Source organism: Corynebacterium atrinae (assembly GCF_030408455.1).
GTDB lineage: Bacteria > Actinomycetota > Actinomycetes > Mycobacteriales > Mycobacteriaceae > Corynebacterium > Corynebacterium atrinae.
The window spans coordinates 1,065,287-1,091,502 of sequence record NZ_CP046977.1; the positions used below are offsets into that span (position 1 = coordinate 1,065,287).

The following is a 26,216-nucleotide window of genomic DNA, read 5'->3' on the forward strand; positions in this document are numbered from 1 at the left end:
CTCACTGAGGCATCACCCCCGGCCATTTGGCTTGCGAACTCCCACTATGGAGATCGGAGCTCATCATGTCCACCAACACCCCGACGAGGCCCACCCCCAAGGGCAAGGTGTTTAAGACAATGCAGAAGGTCGGCAAGGCCTTCATGCTTCCCATTGCTATCCTCCCGGCCGCGGGCTTGCTCCTTGGCATCGGCGGAGCCCTATCAAACCCCACGACGGTCGAGGCCTACCCCGTCCTGGACAACGCTGTCGCGCAAGGCATCTTCACCGTGATGTCGGACGCGGGCAGCGTGATTTTCGCTAACTTGGCGCTACTGCTGGCCGTCGGTCTGTGTATCGGCTTGGCACGGCGCGACAAGGGAACGGCGGCGCTGGCTGGTGTCGTCGGCTACCTCGTCATGACGGGCACGACCGCCTCACTTCTCAAGGTGTTCAATCCCGAGGGACAGGCGATCGATACCGGCATCATCGGCGCCCTGGTCATCGGCTCGATCACTGTCTACCTGCACAATCGCTATCACAATATCCAACTGCCGGCGGTGCTTGGATTCTTTGGCGGCTCCCGGTTCGTGCCCATCGTCACCGCCGGAGCCGCCGTCCTCATCGGAGCGGCGTTCTACCTCATCTGGCCGCCGTTCCAGCAACTGCTCATCAGCGCTGGCGACGGAATGGCCTCCTTGGGCGCCTTCGGAACCTTCCTCTACGGTTTCCTCCTCCGCCTCTCCGGCGCAGTTGGCCTCCACCACACGATCTATCCCATGTTCTGGTACACCGAGCTCGGCGGAGTCGAGCAGGTCGCCGGGGAGACGGTCGTCGGCGCGCAGAAGATCTTCTTCGCCCAATTGGCCGACCCGACTCACCAGGGCTTGTACACGGAAGGTACCCGCTACTTCGCCGGGCGTTTTGCCACCATGATGTTCGGTCTGCCAGGCGCCGCGCTGGCCATGTACCACTGCGTGCCCAAAGATCGCCGCGCTCGCTACCTGGGCCTGTTCCTCGGTGTCGCCCTGACCTCGTTCATCACCGGCATCACCGAGCCGCTGGAGTTCATGTTCCTCTTCGTGGCCCCGCTGCTCTACGTCATCCACGCCTTCTTCGACGGCTTGAGCTTCCTCGTGGCAGACCTGCTGAACATCCGCATCGGCAATACCTTCTCCGGCGGCCTCATCGACTTCTTGCTCTTCGGTGTTTTCCAGGGTGAGGCTAAGACCCACTGGATGTACGTCATCCCCGTAGGAATCATCTGGTTCTGCCTCTACTACGTGGTCTTCCGCTGGTACATCACCCGCTTCATGGTGCCCACCCCCGGCCATCTGGCGGACACGGAGGCTCCTGCTGCCACCACCGATGACGATGGCACAACCGCCAAGGGCACGAAAAAGGATGCTCTCTATTCCGAGGCCACGAACATCCTCGCGGCCTTGGGCGGGGAGGACAACATCGAAGACCTCGATGCCTGCATCACCCGCCTCCGGGTGTCGGTGAAGGACTCCGCGGCCGTGGACCGAGATGCGTTGAGAGCCCTCGGGGCCGTCGACGTGCTTGAGGTATCCGGCGGGATTCAGGCCGTCTACGGTGCTAAGGCGGTCTTGTACAAAAACGCCATTGCTGACCTCATGGACCTCGACGATTAGGAGCACAAAGATGTTTGGATTTAAGAAGGCCTCCCAGGTGGTAGCGCCCGTCGAGGGCACCATCATCCCCTTGTCCGAGGTCCCGGACCCGGTCTTCGCGCAGGGAATGCTCGGAGAGGGATTCGCGGTGGAAACCGCGGGCGACATCGTGCGTTCTCCAGTCGACGGCGAGATCATCGTGCTCTTTCCCACTGCTCATGCCTTTGCTGTGCGCACCCCGAAGGGTGAGGAGGTGCTTGTCCACATCGGCGTCGATACGGTCTCTTTGAAGGGGGAGGGCTTTCATGCCCTCGCTGCCCAGGGCGATCAGGTCAAGGCAGGCACACCCGTGGTGCAGTTGACCGACCTGGTGGCCTTGGCCGAAAAGGTTCCATCGCTGGTGACCATCGTCGTGAGCACAGACCTTCCCCTCACTGCGGCCAAGGTGGAATCGAGTTAGTCATGCTGTGGCTGCAGCGGCGCTACAACAACAACGTTGTCCAGGCCACCGATGACGCCGGTAGGAGCCTCGTCATTCTCGGCCGGGGAGTGGGATTCGGGGTGTCCAAGGGCGAGCAGCTTGACCCTGCCCGAGTCGAAATGACCTACGTGTTGGAGACCCAACAGCGCGCTGCTTCCATTGCCGACGCCCTCAGCGCCCTCCCCGCCGACATCCTCACCCTGGCACGCCATGTCGTCACCGCTGCCGAAGATAGATTGGGGATGGCCAACCCGCAGGCCCTGCTGCTGCCCATCGCGGACCACCTCCACGCCGCCGTTAAACGAAGCCGCACCGGGGAGCAGATCGACTTCCCCCTCGAGGCCGACATCGCCCAGCTCTACCCCCAGGAGTTGGACTTTGGCCGACACGTCTGCCGGATGACCATGGCGGAGCTGGGGGTGACGTTGCCGCCGGTGGAGGCGGCGGCCTTCGCACTCCACGCGGTGAGCACCCAGTTCACCAGCTCGCGGATCCCACTCGCCGTCGCGATGACGACGATGATCGATGAGATCCTGTCGATTGTCAGCCGCGAGTCCGGCATCGAGCTGTCGAAGAATGAACGCGCAACTGCGCGCTTCATCACCCACATCCGCTACCTGTTCTCCCGGATTGACAAGGCCAGCACGTATGAGGAGGGCCAAAGCGAGGTCGTCGCCGCCATCCGGGATTCGCTTGCCCGGTCGTGGGCAATAGCAGAGATCATCGGAGGCTATCTGGAAGGAGAACTCAAGCGTGGTTTGAGCAAGAACGAGACCGCCTATTTGGCTCTTCATATCGGCAGGTTGACCACCCGAAGTCAGTGATCAGATCTTACCCCCGAATAGGGTCTATGATTGAGGTAACTATTCCCGTCTTCCGAGGAGACCCACGTTGTTCGGACACAAGAAAACCCAGCTCATCGCGCCTGTAAGCGGTCAGATCATCCCGTTGTCCGAGGTCCCGGACCCGACCTTCGCGCAGGGCACCGTGGGCTACGGATTCGGTGTGAAGACCGCCGGAGAGTCCGTCGTCTCTCCGGTCGAGGGCGAGATCATCATGATGTTCCGCACAGCTCATGCCTTCACCGTGCGCACAGATTCCGGGGTGGAGGTCCTGGTCCACGTCGGGATCGACACCGGAAAGCTTGACGGCGAGGGTTTTGAAGCAATTGCCGTGCGCGGCGACAAGGTCGAGGCAGGCGCCCCCGTGGTGCGATTGAACAACCTCGCCGACCTGGAGGCCAAAGTACCCTCGATGATCACCGTCGTCGTGGTCACGAACGCAAAAAAGGTGGAGCCCGGCGAACTCCACCTTGATGCTTCCTTCGGCGACCCAGTCCTTCAACTGAAGTAGCGCCGGAGGCTATCCGTCCCGGTTATCCGACCCAGCGGTACCACTGGACGGAGTTAGCCGGGATGTCGAGGGTCAGGGAATCCTCGAAACCATCCCACCCGGAACCATTCGTGCTGACGGTGTGCGGGAGGTTGTTGCCCGCGCCGGCGTACTTAGCGTCGTCGCTGTTGAGCACCAGCTCCCAGCGCCCACCACGGGGGCTACCCAGGGTGAACTTGGGGTGCGAAGAACCAGAGAGGTTGATCACGGACAGGACGCCGGAGCCATCAGTGCCCCAGCGGACGAAGGCCAGGAGGTTCTGGGCTGCGGCGTCGCCCTTGATCCACTGGAAACCCTCCGGGCTGGAGTCGAGGGAGTGAAGCGCGGGGATAGCGCGGTAAGTCCAGTGAATATCCTTGACCAACTGCTGAATGCCGACGTGGAACTCGTGGCCCCAGCCTTCCAGGTTTGACCAGTCGATGGAGTAAGCCTCGTTCCACTCGCCGGTCTGACCGAACTCCTGGCCCATGAACATGAGCTTCTTGCCCGGGTGAGAGAACATGTACCCAAAGAGGGTGCGCAGGCCCGCGGCCTTGTTCCAATCGTCGCCGGGCATGCGGCCCCACAGGGACCCCTTGCCGTGGACGACCTCGTCGTGGGAGAAGGGAAGAACGTACTTCTCGGAGTACTGGTAGATCATCGAGAACGTGATCTCGTTGTGGTGGTACTCGCGGTGAACCGGGTCGAGCTTGAAGTACTCGAGGGTGTCATTCATCCAGCCCATGTTCCACTTGAGGCTGAATCCCAAGCCACCGTGCTCGGTCGGTGCGGTGACCCCCGGCCAGGAGGTCGATTCCTCGGCGATGGTGAGCACGCCGGGATGGGCGCGGTGGACGGTGGCGTTCATCTCCTGGAGGAACTGCACCGCCTCTAGGTTCTCGCGGCCGCCGAACTGGTTCGGTTCCCACTCGCCGTCTTCGCGGGAGTAGTCCAGATAGAGCATCGACGCGACGGCGTCGACCCGCAGACCATCAATGTGGAACTCTTCGATCCAGTAGAGGGCATTGGCGACGAGGAAGTTGCGGACCTCGTTGCGGCCGAAGTCGAAGACGTAGGTGCCCCAGTCCTTCTGCTCGCCGCGGCGCCAGTCGGGGTGCTCGTACAAAGCGGGGCCGTCGAATCGAGCCAACGCCCAGTCGTCCTTGGGGAAGTGCGCGGGAACCCAGTCCACGATGACACCGATGCCACGCTGGTGGAAGGCCTCAATGAGGGCGCGCAGCTCATCCGGGCTGCCCCACCGGGCGGTAGGAGCGAAGTAGCCCGACACTTGGTAGCCCCAGGACCCGCCGAAGGGGTGCTCGGCGACGGGCATGAATTCTACGTGGGTGTAGCCCTGATCGGCGACGTAATCCACAAGCTCAGTGGCTAGCTCCTTGTAGCCCTTGCCGATCTTCCAGGAACCCAAGTGCACCTCGTAGATGGACATTGGTTCCTGGTCGGGATTGCTCTCCGAGCGGGCGCGCAGCCAGTCGCCGTCATTCCAGTCGTAGCGAGAATCCACCACCACGGAGGTGGTCTCCGGCGGCGCCTGGGTGGCCTTAGCCATCGGGTCGGCTTTGTCACGACGATTGCCCTGCTGGGTCTGGATGGCGAACTTGTATGTCTCGCCGGCCCCGATGCCGGGGATGAAGATTTCCCAGACGCCGCTCGAACCAAGCGAGCGCATGGGGTATTGCGAGGCATTCCACCCGCAGAAGTCGCCGACGACCGCGACACCTAAAGCGTTGGGGGCCCACACCGCGAACGCGGTGCCATGGACGGTGCCCAAGTTGGTTTCGTAGGTGTGAACGTTGGCGCCAAGGACATCCCAGAGGCGCTCGTGGCGGCCCTCCGCGATGAGGTGAATATCCAAGTTGCCCAGCGTGGGCAGGAAGGCATAGGCGTCGGCGGTGAGCACCGGCGGAGCATCGGGCCAGGTGATGCGGAGGCGGTAGTCCTGCGGATTGGGATCGTTGAGGCCCAGCACCCAGATGTCGTCGCCGATCGGGGTTGCCTCGTAGATTTCACCGTTGACCAGGACCTCCACCGAGGTCGCGCCGAGCTGTCGGGTGCGGATGACCGCCCCTCCCGATGTAGCGTGCCAACCATAGAAATCATGCGGGGCATGGTGTTGGCAATGACGCAACCGCTCCAGATCGTGGTCTGGGATAAGCAGGTTCTGGTCGATGCCGTCGAAGGCGTCGTGCATAGTGAAATCCTCTGGGGTGGAAGGAAGGGAACTTAAATGTTGACGCTACCGGAGTTGATGACCCCGGTGAAGAGGTTTAGGCCCGGTAGTCAGTGATGTTTCTCCACGACAATTGATCCCGTAGCTCTGCCGGGACCTCCGGGAGTACGAGAATGTGGGCAACGTCCTGGGAGGGGACGAGGCGGACAAAGTTGCGTGCACCCCACGTCCAGTCAGCGCCCGAAATGGCATCGTGCACCGGGAAGGACGACCCCTCGGGCAGACCCAGGGCCGCGTAATCGATGGTGACGGTGCCTTCCTGGGCATTGCGCGGGTCGAGGTTGACCACCACCAACACCTGGCTCCCGGTGACGGAATCGACCTTGGAGTAGGCGATGAGCTGGTCGTTGTCGACCTCGTGGAAGGTGAGGTTGCGCAATTGCTGCAGGGCGGGGTTCTCACGCCGAATGCTGTTGAGCAGGGTGATGTACGGCTCGAGCGAATCGCCCGAAGCCACGGCGGCGGCGAAGTCGCGCGGCCGCAGCTCGTACTTTTCCGAATCCAGGTATTCCTCGGACCCATGAGCGACGGCCTCGTGCTCGTAGAGCTCGTAGCCGGAGTACACGCCCCACAGTGGGGACATGGTGGCCGCCAGGGTGGCCCGGATAGCGAACATTCCCCGGCCACCGGTCTGCAGCGACTCGTGGAGGATATCCGGGGTATTGACGAAGAGGTTCGGGCGGGAAATATCAGCCGAATCGCGGATTTCGGAGGCGAATTCGGTGAGATCCTTCTTATCCGTCTTCCACGTGAAGTAGGTGTAGGACTGGGAGAACCCGAGCTTGGCCAACCCGTAGAGGCGTGCGGGGCGGGTGAAGGCCTCGGCAAGGAAGATGACGTCGGGATCGGTCTCATGGATCTTAGAGATGAGCCATTCCCAAAAGTTGGCGGGCTTGGTGTGGGGGTTGTCCACGCGGAAGGTCCGCACGCCCAAATCAGCCCAGTACTTGACCACGCGGTAGATCTCGTCGTAGATCGCCTGCGGGTTGTTGTCGAAGTTGAGGGGGTAGATGTCCTGGTACTTCTTCGGCGGGTTCTCGGCGTAGGCGATGGTGCCATCAGCCAGCTCGGTGAAGAAGTCGCGGTGGTCCTTCGCCCAGGGGTGATCAGGCGCGGCTTGGAGAGCCAAGTCGATGGCGATTTCCAGGTCGAGTTCCTCGGCGCGATCGAGCAACGCCACGAAATCTTCGACGGTTCCGAGCTCCGGGTGGACGGCGTCGTGGCCGCCCTCGGCGGAACCAATGGCCCAGGGGGAGCCGACATTGTGGGAGTCAGGTGTCAGGGAGTTGTTGCGGCCCTTGCGGTTGATTTCTCCGATGGGGTGGATCGGCGGCAGGTAGACGGTGTCAAAGCCCATGGCGGCGACCCGGTCTAGCGCGTCCGCGGTGGTGGCGAAAGTGCCGTGCACGGGGTTGCCCGCCTCGTCCCAACCACCGGTGGAGCGGGGGAAGAGCTCGTACCAGGAGTTGACCAGGGCATCGCGGCGATCAACCGTGACCTCGCAGATGGGGCCGTGCACGAGGAGATCGCGCAAGGGGTACTGCACAAGGATCTCGGAGACCTCCTCGGTGAGTGCGGCGCCGAGGCGCTCATCGATGTCCAGGGTGTCGTCGGCGAGAGTGGCGGCAACAGCGCGCAGGGTCGCATCGGCCGGCGCCGGGGCGTTCTCGGCAGCCCGCTCGAAGCTTTCAACTCCGTGAGCAATGTCATTGGCCAGTTCTTCCGCGCCCTGTCCGGCGGCGCGCTTCTTCGTTACGGCATTGCGCCAGGTGGCGAAAACATCCGACCAGGCATCGACGCGGAAGGTCCAGGTTCCCGGCTCATGCGGGACGAAGAGGGCGTGGACGCGGTCCGGGTTGTATTTCTCCGGGTGCATTTGCAAAGCCACGGTGCGGGAGCCGTCAGGGAAGGTGACGTTGACAGCGGCGGCAATGGCATCGTGGCCTTCGCGCCACACCAGCGCGGATACGGGCACTACCTCGCCGACCACTGCCTTGGCGGGATACAGGCGGCCGGAAATCTGCGGGCGGACATCATCAATTCCGAGTCGACCGGTCATAAGGTTTCACCTTCCGAAGTTGGGTTTTTGCTCCCCACCGAGCCTAGTCCAGCTGTGTCATTTTCACCGGCGAGCCGGAGAATCGGACACAATGGGGGGCGTGAACGACAACGTGGAAAAGATTGTGGATGAGATCAACGAGGACCTGCTGGTCGACTTTCGTGAGGTGACGTTCCGGCGTGGGGGGCGCACCCTCGTCGGACCCATCACCTGGCAAGTGGAATTGGACGAGCGGTGGGTCATCATCGGCCCGAACGGTGCGGGTAAGACCACGTTGATTCGCATGGCGGCGGCAGAGGAGTTTCCTTCGTCCGGCGTGGCGTATGTCATGGCGGAGCGCCTGGGACGTACCGATATGCGTGACTTGCGGTCCATGATTGGCGTGTCCTCCTCGGCCTTGGGCAATCGCATCCCGCCGGAGGAAAAGGTGGGGGACTTGGTTGTGTCTGCCGGATATGCGGTGCTCGGTCGGTGGCGGGAGGAATACGAAGAGGTTGACTTCGAGCAAGCGAAGGAAATCCTGGATCAGGTGGGGGCGCTGCATCTCAGCGATCGCACGTGGGGGACGTTGTCGGAGGGCGAGCGCAAGCGAGTCCTGGTGGCCCGGGCTCTCATGATTAATCCGGAGTTGCTCATTCTCGATGAGCCGGGGGCGGGCATGGACTTGGGTGGCCGCGAGGACTTGGTTGGTTATCTGGGGGAGCTGGCGATGGATGCGGATGCCCCGGCGATCGTCATGATCACCCATCATGTGGAGGAGATCCCCTATGGGTTTACCCACGCGATGCTCCTCGATGATGGGAAGGTCGTCGCGCAGGGCCTCATCGATGCAGTGATGACCAGCGAGAACTTGTCGCGTGCTTTCCATCAGCCGATTGAGGTCTCCCGCATTGGGGATCGCTACTTCGCCCATCGGAGGTAGGCGTGGTTGCCCCCACTGGATTTAATGAGGCTCGGATGGCCACGACGGTCATTCTCGTGCGCGATTCCGCCGAGGGCCTTCAGGTGTGGGCGCAGGAGCGGGTTTCTACCATGCTCAACTACCCCGGTATGACGGTGTTTCCGGGTGGGGGAGTGGACAAGCGAGATTTCCCCATCGGCGAGTGGGATCACGCGGCCCTGTGGACAGGACCAACGGTCGAGGAGATGGCTGCTCGCATTGGCATGAGCAATGAACAAGCCCACGCCATGGTCTTTGCGGCGGTGAGGGAGCTGTTTGAGGAGACGGGGCTGCTCCTGGCGGTTCATGGCGACGGTCGCCCCATTGATACTCCTCATCATGAGGACCGGCTCTCGCTGACCTCGCACCGCAAGTCACTCACCGAGGTGTTGACCGAGCGGGACTTTCGTGTCCGCTCGGATCTGCTTGTCCCGTGGGCTCGTTGGGTCGGGGGCTGGCGGGACCATCATTGGTTCGACACGGTGTCTTTTCTCGCTGTCGCCCCCGCCGGGCAGGAGCCGGATGGGGACACCTCCGAGGCGGATGATGCTGGTTGGTTCACCCCGCGGCTGTTGCTGGAGGGGTGGGAGTGCGGGTTGGTCCGCCTGGCTCTGCCGACGTGGGCGCAGATGCGCTTCCTCGTCCGATTCGATTCGACAGCCGCGGCCCTCGCCGCCGCCGAGGCTGTCGATATGACCCCGATCGTGGGTGATCCGGTCGAGGATCCCCGTTTCCATGATTACTTCCACACCACCCGAATCGAACGCATTTAACATGTCTTTTACCCGCGCGGAGGTGGCGTTTCTCGCTGCCCACCAGGCAGAGATTATCGACGCCACGCAATCACTTCAGCTCACTGCGAAGTCAACGCTCAACGACGCGACGGCTTTGCGTGCTCGTTTCGGTGACCATGGCCGGGCCGTGGCGGAATTGGCGCGGGCGCGGAGGGCGGGCGTCGGCAAGTTTCCTTCCACGTGGCTGACTGATCTGGATGCCGCCCAGCAGGCCACCCCCGAGCCGGTGGCCCGGCTTCGGGCCCAACGCCTGGCCCGGGCCCTCGGGCCGGGGGCGCTGGTGCATGACGTGACGTGCTCGGTGGGGACAGAGGGGGCGTCGATAAGCACGAACGGATTGCGGTACCTGGGAAGCGACCTCGACCCCGTGCGACTGCGCATGGCGCAGCACAACCTTCCCGGCGCGTGGCTCGCGCAAGCCGATGCGCTGCGGACGATCAGCGCCCCGGACGTGGTCGTGGCGGACCCGGCGCGACGGGCAGGAGGCAAGCGGATCACCCACCCCGATCAGCTGCTGCCCCCGCTGCCGGATCTGCAGGCCGCGTGGCGCACCACGGAGATGGCCATCAAATGCGCCCCGGGGCTCGACTACTCCGGGTGGGAGGGGTTGGTCAGCATCGCCAGCGTCGATGGCGGGGTGAAGGAGGCGTGCCTCTACACCCCGGGATTGGCCGGTGCGGAGACGCGCGAGGCAGTAATTATTCACCATGGAGAGGTCGATCGGATCACCGATCTCGAGTCGGATGATGTCACAGCCGGCGCCCCAGGCAAGTACCTCATCGACCCGGACGGGGCCGTGGTGCGCGCCGGGCTCGTGCGGCATTATGCCCACCGGGAGGGGCTGTGGATGCTCGATGAGCGCATCGCCTACCTCACCGGCGATCGCATTCCGGCTGGTAGAAGCGGTTTCCAGATCGTGGAGGTCGTTGCGTTGAAAAAGCTCAAAGCCGCGCTGCAGGCACATGATGCGGGAAGCGTGGAAATCCTCGTCCGCGGCGTCGATGTCGACCCGGATGTCTTGCGCAAGAAGCTTAAACTCACGGGCTCGCGGCCGATGGCGGTGGTGTGCACGCGGATCGGTCGGCAGGGAGTGGCTCTGATCTGCCATGCTCGACAGGCGTAGGATGCACCTCTAAACCCCTTGATAGAAAGGTGACACAACCCGATGCCCACCATCGTCGCGCTGGTTAAGCACGTGCCCGATACCTGGTCGCTCAAGACCCTTGAAGGTGACAACACCCTCGACCGTGTCAACGTTGACTCTGTTATTGATGAGATCAATGAATACGCCATGGAGCAGGCGCTGCAATTGCGCGACGCTCAGGAAGGCTACCGCGTCGTCGCCCTCACCGTCGGCCCGGATGGCGCTGATGAGGCGTTGCGCAAGGCGCTGGCCATGGGTGCCGACGACGCCGTGCATGTCCGCGATGACGCCATCGCCGGTTCCGATGTCATGGGCACCACGTGGATTATCACCAACGCCCTCAACACCATCGACGATGTGGCGATTATTGTCGCCGGAAACTCCTCCTCCGATGGCGCGATGGGCGCTCTCCCGGGCATTTTGGCGGAATACCGCCAGGTCCCCGCGTTGACCAACGTCCGCTCGGCAACCCTCGACGGTTCGACCGTGACGGCCGTGCGGGAGTCCGCGGAGGGCCACTACGAGCTGTCTGCGCCGCTGCCGGTCATCCTCTCCGTGACGGATAAAGCCGCCAAGCCGCGCTTCCCCAACTTCAAGGGCCTCATGGCGGCGAAGAAGCACGAGATCACCGTGCTCGACCTCGCGGCCATCGGTGTCACCCCGGAGCAGGTGGGCCTGGCTCATTCCTCCACCGCGGTCACCGCAGCGACGACCCGCCCAGCGCGCACTGCGGGCGAGATTATCCGTGGAGACGACACTGCCGCTCAGATCGCTGAGTACCTCGTCGCCGAGAAGTTTCTCTAACCCTCGACCACTCTAAGGAGCCACATCACCATGTCTACTGTTTATGTCCTGGTCGAGCCGAACTCTCCCGTCACCGCTGAGCTGATCACGGCCGCGCGGGTGCTCGGCGAGGTCACCGCCGTTACCACCGATCAGGCCACCGCACCGGAGCTCGCCGAGTTGGGCGCCACCACCGTCGTCGTGGCGACCGCGCCCGACGCCGACACCCGGCTTATCCTCCCGCAGGTCGATGCCTTGTCCATGTTGGCCGCCGGCAACCCCGGCCCCATTGTCATCGCCGCTGGTCCGACTGGCAATGAGATCGCCGGTCGCCTCGCCGCCCGCCTCGCCTCCGGCGTGCTTTGCGACGTCGTCGGGATCAACGCCGATCGCACCGCCGCGCAGTCCGTATTCGGCGATTCCGTGCAGGTCTCCGCGGCCGTTGGCGGTGCGAGCCCCATCTACACCCTGCGTCCCGGCGCGGTCGAGCCCGCTCCGATCCCGGCGGCTGGCACCGTGTCCTTGCTGCAGCTGCCCGCTGCCACCGCCAAGGATGCGGTGGTCACCTCCTTCACCCCGGCGGAGCGGGGCGACCGTCCCGAGCTCGCCCAGGCGAAAATCGTCATTGCTGGTGGCCGCGGCGTGGGATCGGCCGAGGGCTTCACCGACCTCGTGGAGAAGCTGGCCGATGCCCTCGGCGGCGCCGTTGGCGCGACGCGCGATGCCGTCGATTTGGAGTACTACGACGGTGCCTACCAAATCGGCCAGACCGGTATCACCGTGTCCCCGGATCTCTACATCGGCCTGGGTATCTCGGGCGCGATTCAGCACACCTCGGGCATGCAGACCGCCCGCAAGATCGTGGTCATCAACAACGATGAGGATGCCCCGATTTTCCAGATCGCGGACCTGGGCATCGTCGGCGATGTCAATGAGATCGTTCCCGCCCTCGTCGCGGAGATCGCCGCCCGCCGCTCATGACGCACTTTCTCGACCACGCCGCCACCATGCCGATGCGCCAGGTGGCCATCGATGCCTGGGTCACCCATGCCCAGGCACTGAATCCGGGCAGCCAATATGGTTCGGGCCGGCAGGCGCGCAGCGTATTGGACACGGCCCGCGAGCGCATCGCCGAGCTGCTCGGGGCCGATCCGATCGAGGTCATCTTCACCGCCTCGGGCACGGAGGCCGACAACCTCGCCGTCACCGGGTTGTACGCGGCGAGCCCGCTGGATCGCATCATCACCACCCCGATCGAGCATCCGGCGGTCTTGGCCACCGTCCGGGCCACCGGCGCCACCGTGGACTTGCTGCCGGTGGATGCCACGGGCCACGTCCATGACCTCTCGCTGTTGGACACCCCAGCCGCCCTGGTCGCCTGCATGTGGGCCAACAACGAAACGGGCGCGATCCAGCCGGTCACCTCGATCGTCGAGGCGGCGGGGGAGACCCCGGTTCATGTGGACGCCGTCCAGGTCGCCGGGCGCCTGCCCATCGATTTCCACGCCCTCGGCGCGACCACCTTGGCGGCCAGTGCCCACAAGTTCGGCGGTCCACGCGGTGCGGGCCTGCTGCTTGCTCGTCGCTCGCCGGCCCCGCTGCCGGTTCTCCATGGCGGCGGACAGGAGCGGGGCATTCGTCCCGGCACCCTCGATGTCGCATCCGCCGCCGCCATCGCCGCAGCGTTGGAGGAGGCCGTGGGCGAGATGGATGCCGAGATCCTGCGCCTGTCAGGGCTCCGCGATCGCCTTCGCTCCGGGATCTGCGAGCTCGTTCCCGACGTCATCGTTCACACCGCGGAGCCCGCCCTTCCCGGGCACCTGCACCTATCGTTCCCCGGGGCGGAGGGCGATAGTCTCATCATGTTGCTGGACCAAGCGGGGATCGAGGCCTCCACCGGATCGGCCTGCTCCAGCGGCGTCAACCGCGCCAGCGATGTCCTGCTGGCCGCCGGGGTCAGCGACTATGTGGCCCGTGGCGCCGTGCGCTTTACCCTCGGGCGCGAGACGACCGATGAAACTGTTGACGCCGTGCTCGCCGTCATCGCGGACGTGGTCTCCCGCGCCCGCCTCGCCGGGATGGCCGGCTAGCTCGCCGTTTCCTCTTCGCGCTGGGAGGCCGCCCACACCCGGATGGCCTCCATCGCGTCCTTGGCCTTGAGCTGGGGTAGGTAGCAGCTGGACACCGCCAGGCCGATGGCCGGCAGCGAGAGTTCATCGCGGTAGCACAAGAACCACGAGTGGTGCTCCGGGTGGAACTTGTACTTCGAGGCGGCCAGGGAGCGGAAGCCGTAGAGCGGCTCCATGGTCTCGCCGACTTTGTCCAAGGTGACGTCGAGAAGCCCGCGGGACTCGGCCACCTCGGAGGTTGCCAGCGGGGCGCCGGAGAGCGAAATCCACTGGAGCCCCTCCGCCGCGGCAATGAGCAGGGCCTCAGCCAGCAGGTATTCGATGACGGGCCGGAAGCCCTCGGCATTGCGGCGCATCACGTCAAGGGTGTAGCCGACCACGTGGCCGTCCTCGTAGACGGGCAGCCAGCTGGTAATGCCGTGGAGGGTGCCGTCCTCGCCCACGGCGAGCAACATCTTGGTCCCGTCGATTCCCAGCTCGGGGACAGCACCGAGCGTGAAGCCCATCTCGGGCAGGGATTTTTCTGATACCCACTGCTCGGACAGCTCGATGATCTTCTCGCGCAGTTCCGGGCCCGCGTCCTCCCACGTCGTCCAGACGGTGGAGATGCCCTCTTTGGGCGCGCGGTTTCGGGCGGTGCGGATGTTCTGGAATTTCTTGCCCTTGAACTCGGTGTCGGCGGTGGACAGGATCGATTCCTCGGCCACGTGCACCTGCTGGAATCCGCGGGAGGAGCGCTCCTCGGCGAAATCGGCCGACACGGAGTACCAGGCGGGCTGCCAACCCTGGGAGGTGGCGAAGGTTTCGAAGCGGTCCGCGACCTCGTCCCGGTTGCCCTCGGCCCCGACGATGGGGCCGCCGACGGTCACCGCGATGCCGTTGTGCACCCGGTAGGCGACATAGCCGTCCTCGGCGAACCAGTATTGGTTGTTGTCCCACAGGGTCATCCAGGACAGATGGTCGCCGGTGCCGGACTCGAGGATCTGCTGCGCGCGGGCCTGGTCAGCGGCGGTTGAGCGGTTGGGCACGCTCATGAGCAATCGGTAGAGCGCGTAGGCGGTGACCAGCCAGAATACGACGCCTACCCAGCTGTACAGCGCCCACGTGGCCGAGGTGGTGGGGATGAGGTAGTAGGTGTAGAGCTGGCCGAGCGCCGGCGGGAGGAAGCGGTTGGGCAGTTCCTCGAACGCGAGCGCCCAGGTCGCGGTCGTGTGGAAGCCGCCACGCAGCACCATGGCACCGATGAGCCAGGCCGCGGCAGTGAGCACCCAGGTGCCGACGACGAGGCCCGCACCGCGGGCGAGACGCGAGACGTCGATACGCACGGCGAACAGTCGACGGGTGAGGATGAGCAGGAGGGTGACCAGCAGCCACGGTGCCACGATGAGGAGCAGGTTGATAATGAGCAGGGCTCCGTCGGGCGCGTCGCTGAGCAGGTAGAGCTGGTTGAGGACGGCGAACATGGTGACCAACTGGGCGGCGATGGACAGCCACCAGGCGAGGCGTCGTCCGCGCATGAGGCCGAGCGCGATGACCACCTGCAGGATCAGGGGCATGAGGTTGGCCAGCAAGGACCCGAAGCCGGATTGCTGGAGCATGAGGATGGCATCGGTGCATTCGCGGCTGCTGCTGTCCAACGCGCAGAGGAAGTAGGCCTGGTCCTCGGAGATGTCCGGCTGCCAGATGAAGGACGTCACGGCCGCGAACGGACCCTCCGCCCGGGGGTTGAGCCCGGCGAGGACGGGGCCGAGCGAGGCGGCGATGACGATGACGGTGACGAGGATGCGGCCCTCACGAAGGGAGACAGACATGGAGGGGCGGGTGCGGCCCTGGAACCATAGCCGCCCGGCGAGAATGCCGCCGATGGTGGCGATCCAGGCGACGACGTCGGACAGCGTCCCGGTGAAGAGCAGCAAGGTGGTGGCGAGGGTGACCAGGATGAGCCGGGTGCGGCGGCGCCACAGCAGCGGCATGGCGCCCGAGGCGACGGCCAGAGTGCCGAAGATCCACGGGGAGGGGGAAAGGAACGTATCTTGCAGCAGCTCAGTACCCCAGTGGTTGAGGCCGGTGCTATCGATCGGGGCGGCAAGGACGACGCCCAGGGGGGTGGCGATGGCGTAGGACGCCAGCGCCACGAGCGCGAAGCGCCGTGTTCCCAGGACCCGCTCGGCGGGCAGGGCGAAGGCGAGGATGCCCAAGGTGGCCAGCAGTGCCCCGCCGCGTGTCGACGCCGTCAATCCTGCCGTCAGCAGGTGCGTATCCAGAAGGTAGAGGGGTCGGCTGATGCCCAAGGTGGCCAGGAGATCATCGGAGTTGGGTCCCACCATCTCCCGGAGGATCCACAACACGGCCAGCAACAGAAGGCTCAGGGGGGCGAAGCGAAAGGTCTTTCCGACCTGACGGAGGGCATACTGCAGTTTTTCTTTCATACCAGTTCGTCTCTCGGGGTTATAGGCCACCGCGCTGGGCGGCCCACTCGAAGGTCTCTACCAATGCCACGCGCCACACCTGATAGGAGTGTCCGCCGGGGACCGTCTCATACGTGGTGGTCATTCCGGCTTTTTGCGCGAGATCGTTGAGGTGCTGCAGGGCTTCCTCGGCGGATGGGTCATCCTCACCGGCGACGAAGCGGCCCTGGGTGGTGGGGTAGCGGTTGTTGGCGAGCAGGGTCGCCGGGTTAACAGCGTCGAAGGCGGCCTCGTCACCGCCGAACAGGGTGTCAATGGTCTGTTGGCGAGTCCCCAGCGACGGCTCGGCCTGGCCGGAAAAATCGAGGAAGGAGCCGTAGGAGTCGGGGTGATTGGTCACAATCTGCAAGGCACAGGTGCCGCCGTAGCTCAAGCCGCCGATGGTCCAGCGCGACTGGTCAGCGACGACGCGGAATTTCTCCTTGACCATCTGCGGAACCTCGCTGGACAGGTAGGTGTCCACCTTGTCCTTGGGCCCATCCACGCAACCCGGATTGCCGGTGAGTGATCCGGTGGCATCGACGCTGATGACGATGGGGGAGAGACCGTCATGGGTGGACTGGTAGTCATCCGCGGTCTGCGAGGCCTCGCCCGCGCCAAACCATTGCGCCGGCTTGCCGGGATTACCCGCCAGAAGGACCAGGACGGGCAGCTCTCGGTCCGGCTTCGACCAATAGGCCGGCGGGACGTACGCCATGGCGTCGCGGGCGGCGAACCCGGGCGTGTGCATCGGCACGGTAACCAACGCACCAACTTCCCGGTCATTGACCGTGGGGGCAGCCTGTTGGTTGCGGAACTGATCGTAGGTCATCTCGACGGTGACGGGTATGGGATTGAGCGAGCGCAGCGTGGGGTACTGCTGGTAAATCACATTGGCCACCGCCCCGGCATTGACCAGAGCAATGATCGCGAGAATACCCACCAACCAGCGCCGCTGAACGATGGCGCACACCAGGACAAAGACGGCCGCCGACCCCGCGACGTACACCACCGCCGGGACCTTGTCCGGGAACGGATGCCACAGCTTTTCCAAAACGAACCAGACGATGACGCCGGTGAGGGCCGAACCGATGAGCGGATACCAGCGGGGCTTGCCCAACAGCGCAACCAGGGTGGTCACCACCGCGATGACCGCGATAAAGATTTGGGCAGTGGTGTCAGTCAGCGACACCAGAGGCAAGTGAATCATGGGCTTTAGTATGCGGCACCGAACATATTCCCGCGCTATCGACGGGCGAACTATCTGATAATTCTTAAGTTTTGAACAGGGACCAAGGACTACACTCGCTCCCGTGCCTTCACTCTTGGGATTGGTCCCCCGGCTCTTGCCGCGACCCCGCGCGACGTCGGGCGGGGATCGCGTCGTGGTGTTATTACACGGCACCGGTTCCGAACCAGGGGTATTCCACAAGCTTGCCCGTGCCTTGCGCGCCCATGACATCCGCCCGCTTGCCCTGGCCTATGGCCGGCGCGGGACCGAAGACCTCGACCGCTCCGTGGAGGACATCGAACGCAGATTGCTCCAGATTGAGGCCCCGACCTTGGACATCGTCGGGCACTCTCTCGGTGGGTTGCTGGCCCTGCGGCTTGCGCATCGCCCCGCACTGCGCGGCAGGATTGGAACGATCGTGGGTCTGGGCGCCGCCTGGCGCGGCGTTCCCGATCATGGGAGCCATCGCCTGACAAAGAAGGTGCTGGGCGAGTCCTTTGTCCAGGTCAAAACCACTGAGCCTTTCCCCGCCGAGGTCCCGGAAGGAGTCACGATCGTCTCTATCGTCTCTGACGCGGACAAGGTCGTGCCCTCGTGGTCATCACGTCTGGGGCACGTCATTGAACTTACCGGCGTCAGTCACAGCCGCCTTCTGCACGAGGTCCCGGTCGTTTTGGCCTCACTCGGGGTGCGGGCGCGCCCCTGAGAAAAACGCCCTCGTCCACGCCTCGTCCTTGTATTGGGCGGGAACCGCGCCACCGAGCAGGCGCCGGGCCAGCGCCCCCTCCCCGGGAAGCTCCGCATCTGAGCCCAGCAAAATGATGTTGCCGTAGCGGCGGCCCTTGAGCATCGCCGGATCAGCGATGACGGCGACGTGCTCGAACACCTCCGCCATGCCCGCCAACTCCGCCTTCGCATTGCTCAAATCAGGATGATCGCCACAGTTGGCCACGTACAACCCACCTGCCGAAAGGGAAGTGTGGACGGCGCGGAAAAACGACGGCGTCGATAAGCTTTGTGGCGTGACAGCGCCGGAAAAGACGTCCCGGATGATGATGTCCCGGCTGGCGGGGTGAAACCCGCGAGTAACCTCGCCGGCCTCACCGACGCGGATCTTCACCGTCGGGGCGCGCGGGATGTCGAACCATTCGCGCACGTAAGCCGCCAATTTGGCATCGAGCTCCACCACCGTGTGCCGCGAACTCGGCCACACATGCGCCAAGTAGCGGGCCATGGAGCAGGCCGCCCCACCAAGGTGCGTGACCCGGACCGAGGAAGGATCGGACACGACATCCTCGATGATCGCGGCCATCCACCGCATGTACTCGAAATCGAGCTGATCAGGCCGGCCGATCTGAATATGCGATGACGGCACGCCGTTGACCATGAGGGTCCAGGCATCCGGGTAAAAGTCATCCGGCACCAACTCAGCCGTGCCGGTGGAGATCTCATAGCTCCCCGTCGGCTTGTTTCGCGTTCTGCCCATGGCTGCCGAGTTTAGAGCAGGGAGTATTACACTGTGGGATCTGTACTCGATAGTGGGCAGGAAAATAGGGCACGAATATAAGGAAGGAAACAATGCGCGTTCTGGTAGCGATGAGTGGCGGAGTCGATTCCTCGGTGGCCGCCGCCCGCATGGTGGAAGCGGGGCACGACGTCGTGGGCGTCCACCTCGCGCTGTCACGCGATCCGCAGGCAGTGCGTGAATCCTCCCGTGGGTGCTGTTCGCTCGAGGATTCGGCGGATGCGCGCCGGGTGTGCGACAAGCTGGGCATCCCTTTCTATGTGTGGGACTTTTCCGATCGATTCCAGGCCGACGTCATCGATGATTTCGTCGCCTCCTATGAGGTGGGGGAGACCCCGAACCCTTGCCTGCGCTGCAACGAGAAGATCAAGTTTGCCGCGCTCCTCGAACGCGGCCTGGCCTTGGGGTTTGATGCCGTGGCTACCGGCCACTATGCCTCCATTGATGCCGATGGTCATCTGCGCCGTTCCACCGATCCCGACAAGGATCAGTCCTATGTCCTTGGTGTGCTCACGCGCCACGAACTCGAGCATTGCCTGTTTCCCATCGGGGATACGCCCAAGCCGCTCATCCGCGAGGAGGCCGCCCGCCACGGCTTTTCCACGGCGTCGAAGCCCGATTCCTATGACATTTGCTTCATCCCCGACGGCAACACCCAAGCCTTCCTCGGCGCGCGGATCGGCGTTCGTCCCGGCCTCATCGTGGACACATCGGGGACTCCGTTGAAGGAGCACGACGGCGCCTGGAACTACACCATCGGACAACGTAAGGGCCTTGACCTGCGCAACCCGGCCGACGATGGTCGCCCGCGCTACGTCACGGATATCGACGCCGCGACCGGCACCGTCACCGTCGGGCCCCGCGCCGCGCTTGCCGTCACCGGAATCACCGCCGACCGGCTCAAGGTGCTGCACCCGGCCATGACCGGTTCCTTGGACGCGATCGTGCAGGTCCGTGCCCATGGTGGCATCGCTGCCTGCCGCGCCGTCATCGACGGCGACACCATGACGCTGACTTTGGACAGCCCGTTGCAGGGTGTTGCGCGTGGCCAGGCCGCAGTGCTGTACCTGCCCGACCCGGACGGGGACATTGTCCTCGGGTCCGGAACGATCAGCGGCACCCGATGACCGCGTATGGCTTGGGCGTCCTCCCCGGCACCTCGCTTATCGACGCCGCCGATGTCATCATCTCCGAAACCGGCCAGCTTCCGCACATCCCCCAGCTTCCCGCCCGCGGGATCAGCTCCGATGCGGTCGGCCGCACGGCCGCCCTGCTCGAATCAGTAAGCGTCGATCGGGGACCCCGCTCCTGGATCCTCACTGACCGCCCCCAGCTGCTCACCCGACGCGTCGAGGACCAACTATCCCGCGACCTCGATGGCTGCGAAGAGGCCTGGGGTACCACCCTGGAGACGGTCAAGGTGCAGGTCACCGGCCCGTGGACGTTGGCCGGTTCCATCGAATTGGCCAACGGTCACCGCGTGCTCACCGATGGCGGCGCTCTCCGCGATCTCACGGATGCCCTCATCGAGGGAATTCGCACCCACGTGGCCGATGTCCACCGTCGGTTCGGAGCCGAGGTCATCGTGCAGCTGGATGAGCCGCTGCTGCCGATTGTCAACGCCGGCATGCCCGGCGCCTCCGACTTCCACCCCGTCCGCCCCGTCCACGCCAAGGACCTCGCCGAACTGCTCTCCCGAGTCGTGGGGGGAGTACCGGGTCCGGTCTATCTCAACCAGACCGGCTACGCCCCGCTGTGGTCCGTCGCCCGAGAGTCGGGGGTAGAAACCGTCCAGGTCACCGTAGACCAGGTGTCCGGCACCACCCAGCTCGATTCGCTGGGCCAAGCAATCAGCTCCGGCCTGCGAGTCGGGCTCGGAATCACCACCCCGCGCGCCACGGAGCGCGAGGTCATGGGCCAGATCGCCCGGCTGTGGGATGAACTCGGCCTCGACCCCGCGCTGCTGGACACCCAGGTGGATATCCACCCGCGGGGAGGCTTCCCCACGGGATCGCTTCTCGACGCCGCCCGGGCCTACCGCCTCGCTGCCGCGATCCGGCCTGCGGAGGCTCTTTCTTAGCGGAGAAAACGCCGGGGAGGTGATGCTCGCCACGGTGGGCGACGAATATAAGGTTATCCTCCATGGCCGTGTCCCCGCAGTCTCAGCAGCCTCAGCAGCCGAAGCTCCCGCCGGTGGGTCCCGCATGGGCTGGCACCCTCATGGGCACCTCCATCGCGTCGACGCTGAGCCTCATTCACGGATGGACGTGGCTGGCCTATGGCTTTCTCGTCATCGCCACCGTTGTCCTCGCCGTGTTGAGCATTGGCTGGCTAAGACACCGCAACCCGGGTTTTCACCAGGAGTTCATGGGCCCGTGGGGCATGGTCGCCATGGGCGTGCTGGCACTGGGAGCTGCCTGGACCGGTGTCACTGGAATGTGGAGCTTCCAACTCATCGCCTACGCGATCGCCTTGCCGCTGGGCCTGATCACCTGCCTGTGGCAGCTGCGTAAGTTCTCTGGCGCCCCGACGTTCCTCTGGGGTCTTGGCTTGGTGGCTCCCATGGTCGCGGCGACCTCGGGTGGGCAGCTCTCTGCTGCGGGGGTGTTGCCACGAGCCTTCTGGGTGATCTCGGTGGGCTGTTTCGCCCTCAGCTTCCTCACGGCCGTGCCCACCTTCGCCCGGGTCTACCTCGCCCTCATTCGGCGAACGACCTCCATTCCCGCGAGCATGGCCGGGAGCACGTGGATTCCCCTGGGCATCGCCGGGCAGTCCACCGCCGCCGCTCAGGTCCTCTTTTTCGGAGACAAGGCAGCGGTCATCTACGGCACGACCTTCTTCGTCGTGGCCATACCCATGTTCATCTATGCCGCTTATCGATACTGGGGAGCCGCCTTCACGTGGGCCAACTATTCCCCGGCCTGGTGGGGCGCCACCTTCCCCATCGGCACGATGAGCCTGGGCTGCCACTACCTCTCCGTGGCCACCGGCCTGGGATGGTGGGACGCCCTCAGCAAGATTTTCCTGGCCCTGGTGATCATCCACCTCTCCCTCAACACAGTTCGGGCCCTTAAGACTGCATAGGCCAACTCGTGTTGACCGTCTTCGGGTCCTTGCCCTGGCCTTCTAGGTAGCGGGCGAAATCCTTCTGCCGCTCGTAGTAGCCCACCGCCTGCGTTTCCATGAGCTCATCCGAATCCATCGTCCCCAACTCCGGCCACTGCTTCACCTGCTTCCAGGCAATCCGCGCGGCAGCCAACGCATCGGAGGTGGCCTCATGCGCATTTTCTAGCCGCACGCCATAGTGCTCCGACAAATCAGTCAGCGTGCGACGCCCAGGGCGGTAGCGGTCCTTGATCTTGTCCACCACGAATGGATCAAACACCGGTCCGGTGACAGTGAAATCACCGGTGAGCTTGCGCAAGACCGTCAGATCATAGCTGGCATTAAACACCACGAGGGTGAGGCCATCCGCCCAGGCCTGCCGAATGGCCTGCACCGTATCCGCGAGCACCTCATCGTGGGGGCGGCCCTCGGCCCGAGCCTTCTCCGTGGTGATGCCGTGAATCTTCGCGGCCCCCTCCGGGATCTCCACCCCCGGATCGGCGAGGTGCTCGACGGCGCTGACATCCCTGCCATCAATGCGCACGAGGGCAGAGGTAACAATGCGTGCCTCCAGGGGGTTGGCGGAGGTGGTTTCCAAGTCAAAAGACAGCATTCGGGTGGCGTCGAAGTTCATGCCACTCACCCTAGCTTGCGCCCCAGACATGAATAGGCGAACGCCGCTGCATGCGCTGCTAGCAGCAGCGCAATGATCCACCACACCTCCACCCAGGGCAGCTTCCACGTCGCACCGATGATGAAGGCAAGCAACCACGTCGCCACCAGATCAGTCAACGAGGGGCGTTTCCGGAGAGACAGCACCAGGCTGCCGATGAGAAACAGGGCCAATCCCCAACCGATGAGCGCTCCCATTTAGATCGACCCCCACAGTGCGTACGCAATGTCCTCGACCCCGAGGTCAGTGTCACCGACGACGTACACCGCCTTGTTCGTGGCGCGATCCACAATGAGTATCGAAGAATAGCCAAAGGTCCCGCCATTGTGGGCCCGCGAGCCGTCCTCGCGCACGACCCAAGCAACGTCGGGGACAGTAGCGTGGCGGGCATATCGGGCCATATCGGTGGCGGTGGACCGCAGGCCGCCGGCCGGGAGGTAACTATCCATCTCCCAGGGCTCGGCTTCGCGGCCCGCAGCATTAAAGCCGCGGGGAGCATCCGGGGGCACGGAGCCGAACGTCATGAGGTAGCTGTCATCCATCCCGCTCGGGCCGAGGACAACGTCGTGGAGCAATTCTTCATAGGTGGTTCCCGCTTCCATAGCGAGGAGGTGGCCCAACAAGGCGCTTCCCAGATTGGAATAGTTGAACTCACCGCGCTGGGAAAGCTCACTATCGGCGACCTCGGCCAGCAGCTCGTCGCGAGTGTGACCAGCGTAAGGGTTCCCGGCAGTCATCTGTAGGTAGATATCGCGGAACACGTTGGTCTTTCCCAGCCGCGGGAGCCCAGAGGTGTGATCGGCCAGCTCCCGCAGGGTGACATCAGCAATGGGCGCGCCGGGGACGTCGATGATCTCCCCGACGGTCTGCGAATCATCCGTCCGCGCCAGAAGCTCGGCGGTGAAGGTTTTGGTGATGGATCCGATTTCGTACTCGGTGTTTTCGTCGGCGCCTAACCCGGCGAAGGTGGTGTCGTCGCCCACCATGGTGAAGGCCGAAAGGTGATGGTGGCCGCGTTGGGCATGCTCAGCGAGCGAGGCGGCCAGGGCGGGGTCTCCCGTCCGCTCGTCGGAGACCGTCACTTTACTCGGCCCAACGACAATCGCTGCGGCTAAGACGGCCAGTCCGGCCAGGATGCTCAATACAATGCGCATTAGTGTTCCTCCGTTGCGGCGATGATGGTGAGGAGGGGAATGACCCGGGTGGGGCGGAGGGAAAACACTCCGGCCTGTTCCTTGGCCACCCACCCGCCGGCCTGCAAGGCCCCGAGGTGGTGGTAGGCAGTGCCGGTGGAAGTGACCACACGGTCGTCGACAAGCTCGGCGACGGTTGATGGCGCCTGCAGGAGGCGCTGGAGGATGGCGCCGCGCACCGGGTGGGCGAGGGCGGCGAGCCGGTCGAGGTGATCCGTCCACGTGGTGTCGATAAGAAACTGCGCGGGGCGGTTCCATTCGTAGACAACACCTCCGTGAGTTCCGGTGAAGGAGATGAGGTCATCGACATCCGAAAGGTCTGGGCGTGTGCCCTCCAGGGCAGCGAGCCGGGATTCTATGGCAGCTAATCTCTCGTCTAATTCCATAATTCCAAAAGTACGGAAATCTGGAACCGCGCGCAACGATTAGAATCAGCACGGTGACTGAGCAGAACTCCGACCTCCGCCGACAGTGGAACGAACTGGCCGAAGAAGTACGCCACCACCGCGACCTCTATTACAACGATCAGCCCTCGATCCCCGACGCCGACTTTGACCGGCTATTTGCCCAGCTGCAGCAGCTTGAGGCGGACCACCCAGAGCTCGCCGTGCCGGATAGCCCGACGATGGAGGTCGGCGCGGTCGTCTCCTCGACCTTCGCCAACGTCGAACACCTCGAGCGCATGATGAGCCTGGATAACGTCTTCGACGACGAAGAACTCACCGAATGGCTGACGCGTACGCCCAGCGAGACCTACCTCGCCGAGCTGAAAATCGACGGCTTGTCGTTGGCGCTGGTCTATCGGGACGGCCGCCTGGAGCGGGCCGCGACGCGTGGAGATGGCCGGATCGGCGAGGATGTCACCGCCAATGCCCGGGTGATTGAGGACATCCCGCATTCTTTGACCCCGCATCCGGATTCTCCCATCCCCGCACTCATTGAGGTCCGCGGCGAGGTGTTCATCGCGGTCGAGGACTTCTCCCAGGTCAATGAACTTCGCCAGGCCGAAGGTGGTAAGCCCTTTGCCAATCCACGCAATGCCGCCGCCGGATCTTTGCGCCAGAAAAACCCGGAGGATGTGAAAAAGCGCCGCCTGCGCATGGTTGCCCACGGCATCGGTGCTCGCGAGGGGTTTGCGCCGGCGACCCAGCACGAGGCCTATTTGGCGCTGGCTGCCTGGGGGTTGCCCGTCAGTCCCTACACCGAGCAGGTCCATACTCCGGAGCAGGTGCGCGAGAAAGTGGCCTACTGGGCCGATCACCGCCATGACGCGATCTTTGAAATGGACGGTTTGGTGGTCAAGGTTGATTCCATCGCCGAGCAGCGCGCTCTTGGCTCCACCAGCCGGGCGCCGCGGTGGGCGATCGCCTACAAATACCCGCCGGAGGAAGTAACGACGGTTCTTCTCGACATTCAGGTTGGGGTGGGCCGCACGGGTCGCGTCACTCCTTTCGCGATCATGGAGCCCGTGTTTGTCGCCGGCTCGACCGTGTCCATGGCGACGTTGCACAATCAGACCGAGGTCATCCGCAAGGGCGTGCTCATCGGCGATACGGTGGTCATCCGCAAGGCGGGCGAGATCATCCCGGAGGTGCTCGGCCCGGTCGTGGAGAAGCGGGACGGCACCGAGCGCGAGTTCATTTTCCCCACGTTGTGCCCCTCCTGCGGCACCCGTCTCGCTCCGCAGAAAGAGGGCGACGCCGATTGGCGCTGCCCCAACACGCGTTCCTGCCCCGCGCAGCTGTCTGCCCGCCTGACCTACCTGGCGGGGCGCGGAGCCTTCGATATTGAAGCGCTGGGGGAGAAGGGCGCCCAGGATCTCATTCGCACCGGCATCTTGGAGGACGAGGCAGGCTTGTTCGACCTCACCTCGACGGATCTGGAGTCCTCGAAGGTGTACACGACCAATGCCGGCAAGGTGAACGCCTCCGGTCGGAAGCTGCTGGCCAACCTGGAATCGGCGAAGAAGGCTGACCTGTGGCGCGTCATTGTTGCCCTGTCGATCCGCCATGTCGGGCCCTCGGCAGCTCGCGCCTTGGCCTCACGTTTCCGCTCGTTGAAGGTGCTTTTCGACGCCGAGGTCACCGACATCGCCGACACCGACGGCGTGGGCACGATCATTGCTGAGAGCCTCGCCGACTGGTACGACGTCGACTGGCACCGCCAGATCGTCGATTCTTGGGCGCACGCCGGGGTGACCATGGAGGATGAGAGCACCGACCTCGCCGAGCAGACCTTAGACGGTCTGACGGTTGTGGTCACGGGATCCCTGGAGAACTTCACCCGGGATGGCGCCAAGGAGGCGATCATTTCCCGCGGAGGTAAGGCATCGGGCTCGGTATCGAAAAAAACTGACTTTGTGGTGGTCGGGGAGAACGCTGGCTCCAAGGAAACCAAGGCCCGCGACCTAGGGTTGACGATCCTCGACGAGGCCGGATTTATCCAGCTGTTGGAAGAAGGCCCTCCCTCGGCCATGTGAT

General features: G+C 64.2%; 24 protein-coding genes. 15 read left to right on the forward strand and 9 right to left on the reverse strand.

Annotation, left to right across the window (positions count from 1 at the left end; all coding sequences use genetic code 11):
* The first annotated feature begins 65 nt into the window (after positions 1-65).
* The 4 genes from CATRI_RS05345 (at position 66) to CATRI_RS05360 (ending at position 3,447) form a co-directional block, all read left to right on the forward strand.
* Positions 66-1,634: a PTS transporter subunit EIIC gene (locus CATRI_RS05345; protein WP_290220380.1), complete on the forward strand. Its 1,569-nt coding sequence runs from the start codon at positions 66-68 to the stop codon at positions 1,632-1,634.
* 10 nt (positions 1,635-1,644) lie between these two features.
* The gene (locus CATRI_RS05350) at positions 1,645-2,073 is read left to right on the forward strand and encodes a PTS sugar transporter subunit IIA (RefSeq protein WP_047252871.1); all 429 of its coding nucleotides are present in this window, start codon (positions 1,645-1,647) and stop codon (positions 2,071-2,073) included.
* Positions 2,074-2,075: 2 nt separating this feature from the next.
* Entirely contained in the window at positions 2,076-2,918 is an 843-nt protein-coding gene (locus CATRI_RS05355) for a PRD domain-containing protein (protein ID WP_290220383.1), read from the forward strand.
* A 67-nt stretch (positions 2,919-2,985) separates the two neighbouring features.
* The gene (locus CATRI_RS05360; RefSeq protein ID WP_290220385.1) at positions 2,986-3,447 is read left to right on the forward strand and encodes a PTS sugar transporter subunit IIA; all 462 of its coding nucleotides are present in this window, start codon (positions 2,986-2,988) and stop codon (positions 3,445-3,447) included.
* A 22-nt stretch (positions 3,448-3,469) separates the two neighbouring features.
* Here CATRI_RS05360 and glgB read toward each other — a convergent pair whose 3' ends face one another.
* Entirely contained in the window at positions 3,470-5,674 is a 2,205-nt protein-coding gene (glgB, locus tag CATRI_RS05365; RefSeq protein ID WP_047252874.1) for a 1,4-alpha-glucan branching protein GlgB, read from the reverse strand.
* Between the two features lie 76 nt (positions 5,675-5,750).
* Positions 5,751-7,772 (reverse strand): maltotransferase domain-containing protein, encoded by a 2,022-nt coding sequence (locus CATRI_RS05370; RefSeq protein ID WP_290220388.1) that lies wholly within the window; start codon positions 7,770-7,772, stop codon positions 5,751-5,753.
* Between the two features lie 91 nt (positions 7,773-7,863).
* On the opposite strand from CATRI_RS05370, the gene CATRI_RS05375 reads away from it, so the two are divergent.
* The 6 genes from CATRI_RS05375 to CATRI_RS05400 are packed head-to-tail and all read left to right on the forward strand — an operon-like array spanning position 7,864 to position 13,523.
* A complete protein-coding gene (locus CATRI_RS05375) occupies positions 7,864-8,694 on the forward strand; it encodes an ABC transporter ATP-binding protein (RefSeq protein ID WP_290220389.1) in 831 nt (276 codons plus the stop codon).
* 2 nt (positions 8,695-8,696) lie between these two features.
* Positions 8,697-9,485: an NUDIX hydrolase gene (locus CATRI_RS05380; RefSeq protein WP_290220390.1), complete on the forward strand. Its 789-nt coding sequence runs from the start codon at positions 8,697-8,699 to the stop codon at positions 9,483-9,485.
* Between the two features lies 1 nt (position 9,486).
* The gene (locus CATRI_RS05385) at positions 9,487-10,629 is read left to right on the forward strand and encodes a THUMP-like domain-containing protein (RefSeq protein ID WP_290220392.1); all 1,143 of its coding nucleotides are present in this window, start codon (positions 9,487-9,489) and stop codon (positions 10,627-10,629) included.
* A 42-nt stretch (positions 10,630-10,671) separates the two neighbouring features.
* On the forward strand, positions 10,672-11,454 hold the full coding sequence (locus CATRI_RS05390; protein WP_290220393.1) for an electron transfer flavoprotein subunit beta/FixA family protein: 783 nt from the start codon (positions 10,672-10,674) through the stop codon (positions 11,452-11,454).
* A gap of 30 nt (positions 11,455-11,484) precedes the next feature.
* Positions 11,485-12,414 (forward strand): electron transfer flavoprotein subunit alpha/FixB family protein, encoded by a 930-nt coding sequence (locus tag CATRI_RS05395; RefSeq protein ID WP_290220395.1) that lies wholly within the window; start codon positions 11,485-11,487, stop codon positions 12,412-12,414.
* The gene (locus tag CATRI_RS05400) at positions 12,411-13,523 is read left to right on the forward strand and encodes a cysteine desulfurase family protein (RefSeq protein WP_290220397.1); all 1,113 of its coding nucleotides are present in this window, start codon (positions 12,411-12,413) and stop codon (positions 13,521-13,523) included. Before CATRI_RS05395 ends, CATRI_RS05400 begins: the two co-directional genes overlap by 4 nt.
* On the opposite strand, the gene CATRI_RS05405 is transcribed toward CATRI_RS05400, so the two are convergent.
* Both CATRI_RS05405 and CATRI_RS05410 read right to left on the reverse strand, forming a co-directional pair.
* On the reverse strand, positions 13,520-15,991 hold the full coding sequence (locus CATRI_RS05405; RefSeq protein ID WP_290220399.1) for a bifunctional lysylphosphatidylglycerol flippase/synthetase MprF: 2,472 nt from the start codon (positions 15,989-15,991) through the stop codon (positions 13,520-13,522). The two genes, CATRI_RS05400 and CATRI_RS05405, sit on opposite strands and share 4 nt — an antisense overlap.
* Before the next feature lie 19 nt (positions 15,992-16,010).
* A complete protein-coding gene (locus tag CATRI_RS05410; protein ID WP_290220401.1) occupies positions 16,011-17,219 on the reverse strand; it encodes an alpha/beta hydrolase in 1,209 nt (402 codons plus the stop codon).
* Between the two features lie 103 nt (positions 17,220-17,322).
* On the opposite strand from CATRI_RS05410, the gene CATRI_RS05415 reads away from it, so the two are divergent.
* A complete protein-coding gene (locus tag CATRI_RS05415; protein ID WP_290220403.1) occupies positions 17,323-17,946 on the forward strand; it encodes an esterase/lipase family protein in 624 nt (207 codons plus the stop codon).
* On the opposite strand, the gene CATRI_RS05420 is transcribed toward CATRI_RS05415, so the two are convergent.
* Complete coding sequence (locus CATRI_RS05420) at positions 17,920-18,726, reverse strand: spermidine synthase (RefSeq protein WP_290220405.1); 807 nt, start codon at positions 18,724-18,726, stop codon at positions 17,920-17,922. The two genes, CATRI_RS05415 and CATRI_RS05420, sit on opposite strands and share 27 nt — an antisense overlap.
* A gap of 92 nt (positions 18,727-18,818) precedes the next feature.
* On the opposite strand from CATRI_RS05420, the gene mnmA reads away from it, so the two are divergent.
* The 3 genes from mnmA to CATRI_RS05435 all read left to right on the forward strand — a co-directional run bounded on the left by mnmA (position 18,819) and on the right by CATRI_RS05435 (position 21,849).
* Positions 18,819-19,892: a tRNA 2-thiouridine(34) synthase MnmA gene (gene mnmA / locus CATRI_RS05425; RefSeq protein ID WP_047252885.1), complete on the forward strand. Its 1,074-nt coding sequence runs from the start codon at positions 18,819-18,821 to the stop codon at positions 19,890-19,892.
* Positions 19,889-20,845 (forward strand): uroporphyrinogen decarboxylase/cobalamine-independent methonine synthase family protein, encoded by a 957-nt coding sequence (locus CATRI_RS05430; RefSeq protein ID WP_290220408.1) that lies wholly within the window; start codon positions 19,889-19,891, stop codon positions 20,843-20,845. Before mnmA ends, CATRI_RS05430 begins: the two co-directional genes overlap by 4 nt.
* 62 nt (positions 20,846-20,907) lie before the next feature.
* Positions 20,908-21,849 carry an SLAC1 family transporter gene (locus CATRI_RS05435; protein ID WP_290220410.1) on the forward strand — a complete coding sequence of 314 codons (942 nt, stop codon included), beginning with the start codon at positions 20,908-20,910 and terminating at the stop codon, positions 21,847-21,849.
* Here the strand turns inward: CATRI_RS05435 and CATRI_RS05440 are convergent.
* From CATRI_RS05440 to CATRI_RS05455, 4 genes are read right to left on the reverse strand one after another with little or no spacing between them, the layout of a single operon-like run.
* Positions 21,836-22,504: a 3'-5' exonuclease gene (locus tag CATRI_RS05440; RefSeq protein WP_047252887.1), complete on the reverse strand. Its 669-nt coding sequence runs from the start codon at positions 22,502-22,504 to the stop codon at positions 21,836-21,838. The genes CATRI_RS05435 and CATRI_RS05440 overlap by 14 nt on opposite strands.
* Before the next feature lie 5 nt (positions 22,505-22,509).
* Complete coding sequence (locus CATRI_RS05445) at positions 22,510-22,740, reverse strand: hypothetical protein (RefSeq protein ID WP_290220413.1); 231 nt, start codon at positions 22,738-22,740, stop codon at positions 22,510-22,512.
* A complete protein-coding gene (locus CATRI_RS05450; protein WP_290220415.1) occupies positions 22,741-23,697 on the reverse strand; it encodes a serine hydrolase domain-containing protein in 957 nt (318 codons plus the stop codon). It abuts the gene before it with no gap.
* Positions 23,697-24,122, reverse strand: coding sequence for an ArsR/SmtB family transcription factor (locus CATRI_RS05455; protein WP_290220416.1), 426 nt, complete (start codon positions 24,120-24,122; stop codon positions 23,697-23,699). Before CATRI_RS05455 ends, CATRI_RS05450 begins: the two co-directional genes overlap by 1 nt.
* Before the next feature lie 53 nt (positions 24,123-24,175).
* Between CATRI_RS05455 and ligA the strand changes: the two genes are divergently transcribed.
* Entirely contained in the window at positions 24,176-26,215 is a 2,040-nt protein-coding gene (gene ligA / locus CATRI_RS05460) for an NAD-dependent DNA ligase LigA (protein ID WP_290220418.1), read from the forward strand.
* Position 26,216 lies beyond the last annotated feature (1 nt).

Excerpts from the sequence above, each read along its gene's own strand:
- CATRI_RS05345 (WP_290220380.1), top strand. The coding sequence starts at position 66 with ATGTCCACCAACACCCCGACGAGGCCCACCCCCAAGGGCAAGGTGTTT.
- CATRI_RS05355 (WP_290220383.1), top strand. The coding sequence starts at position 2,076 with ATGCTGTGGCTGCAGCGGCGCTACAACAACAACGTTGTCCAGGCCACC.
- CATRI_RS05435 (WP_290220410.1), top strand. The coding sequence starts at position 20,908 with ATGGCCGTGTCCCCGCAGTCTCAGCAGCCTCAGCAGCCGAAGCTCCCG.
- CATRI_RS05455 (WP_290220416.1), bottom strand. The coding sequence starts at position 24,122 with ATGGAATTAGACGAGAGATTAGCTGCCATAGAATCCCGGCTCGCTGCC.
- CATRI_RS05430 (WP_290220408.1), top strand. The coding sequence starts at position 19,889 with ATGACCGCGTATGGCTTGGGCGTCCTCCCCGGCACCTCGCTTATCGAC.
- CATRI_RS05400 (WP_290220397.1), top strand. The coding sequence starts at position 12,411 with ATGACGCACTTTCTCGACCACGCCGCCACCATGCCGATGCGCCAGGTG.
- CATRI_RS05375 (WP_290220389.1), top strand. The coding sequence starts at position 7,864 with ATGGGGGGCGTGAACGACAACGTGGAAAAGATTGTGGATGAGATCAAC.
- CATRI_RS05390 (WP_290220393.1), top strand. The coding sequence starts at position 10,672 with ATGCCCACCATCGTCGCGCTGGTTAAGCACGTGCCCGATACCTGGTCG.
- CATRI_RS05350 (WP_047252871.1), top strand. The coding sequence starts at position 1,645 with ATGTTTGGATTTAAGAAGGCCTCCCAGGTGGTAGCGCCCGTCGAGGGC.
- CATRI_RS05440 (WP_047252887.1), bottom strand. The coding sequence starts at position 22,504 with ATGAACTTCGACGCCACCCGAATGCTGTCTTTTGACTTGGAAACCACC.
- CATRI_RS05450 (WP_290220415.1), bottom strand. The coding sequence starts at position 23,697 with ATGCGCATTGTATTGAGCATCCTGGCCGGACTGGCCGTCTTAGCCGCA.
- glgB (WP_047252874.1), bottom strand. The coding sequence starts at position 5,674 with ATGCACGACGCCTTCGACGGCATCGACCAGAACCTGCTTATCCCAGAC.
- CATRI_RS05395 (WP_290220395.1), top strand. The coding sequence starts at position 11,485 with ATGTCTACTGTTTATGTCCTGGTCGAGCCGAACTCTCCCGTCACCGCT.
- CATRI_RS05405 (WP_290220399.1), bottom strand. The coding sequence starts at position 15,991 with ATGAAAGAAAAACTGCAGTATGCCCTCCGTCAGGTCGGAAAGACCTTT.
- CATRI_RS05420 (WP_290220405.1), bottom strand. The coding sequence starts at position 18,726 with ATGGGCAGAACGCGAAACAAGCCGACGGGGAGCTATGAGATCTCCACC.
- mnmA (WP_047252885.1), top strand. The coding sequence starts at position 18,819 with ATGCGCGTTCTGGTAGCGATGAGTGGCGGAGTCGATTCCTCGGTGGCC.
- CATRI_RS05410 (WP_290220401.1), bottom strand. The coding sequence starts at position 17,219 with ATGATTCACTTGCCTCTGGTGTCGCTGACTGACACCACTGCCCAAATC.
- CATRI_RS05445 (WP_290220413.1), bottom strand. The coding sequence starts at position 22,740 with ATGGGAGCGCTCATCGGTTGGGGATTGGCCCTGTTTCTCATCGGCAGC.
- CATRI_RS05385 (WP_290220392.1), top strand. The coding sequence starts at position 9,487 with ATGTCTTTTACCCGCGCGGAGGTGGCGTTTCTCGCTGCCCACCAGGCA.
- CATRI_RS05370 (WP_290220388.1), bottom strand. The coding sequence starts at position 7,772 with ATGACCGGTCGACTCGGAATTGATGATGTCCGCCCGCAGATTTCCGGC.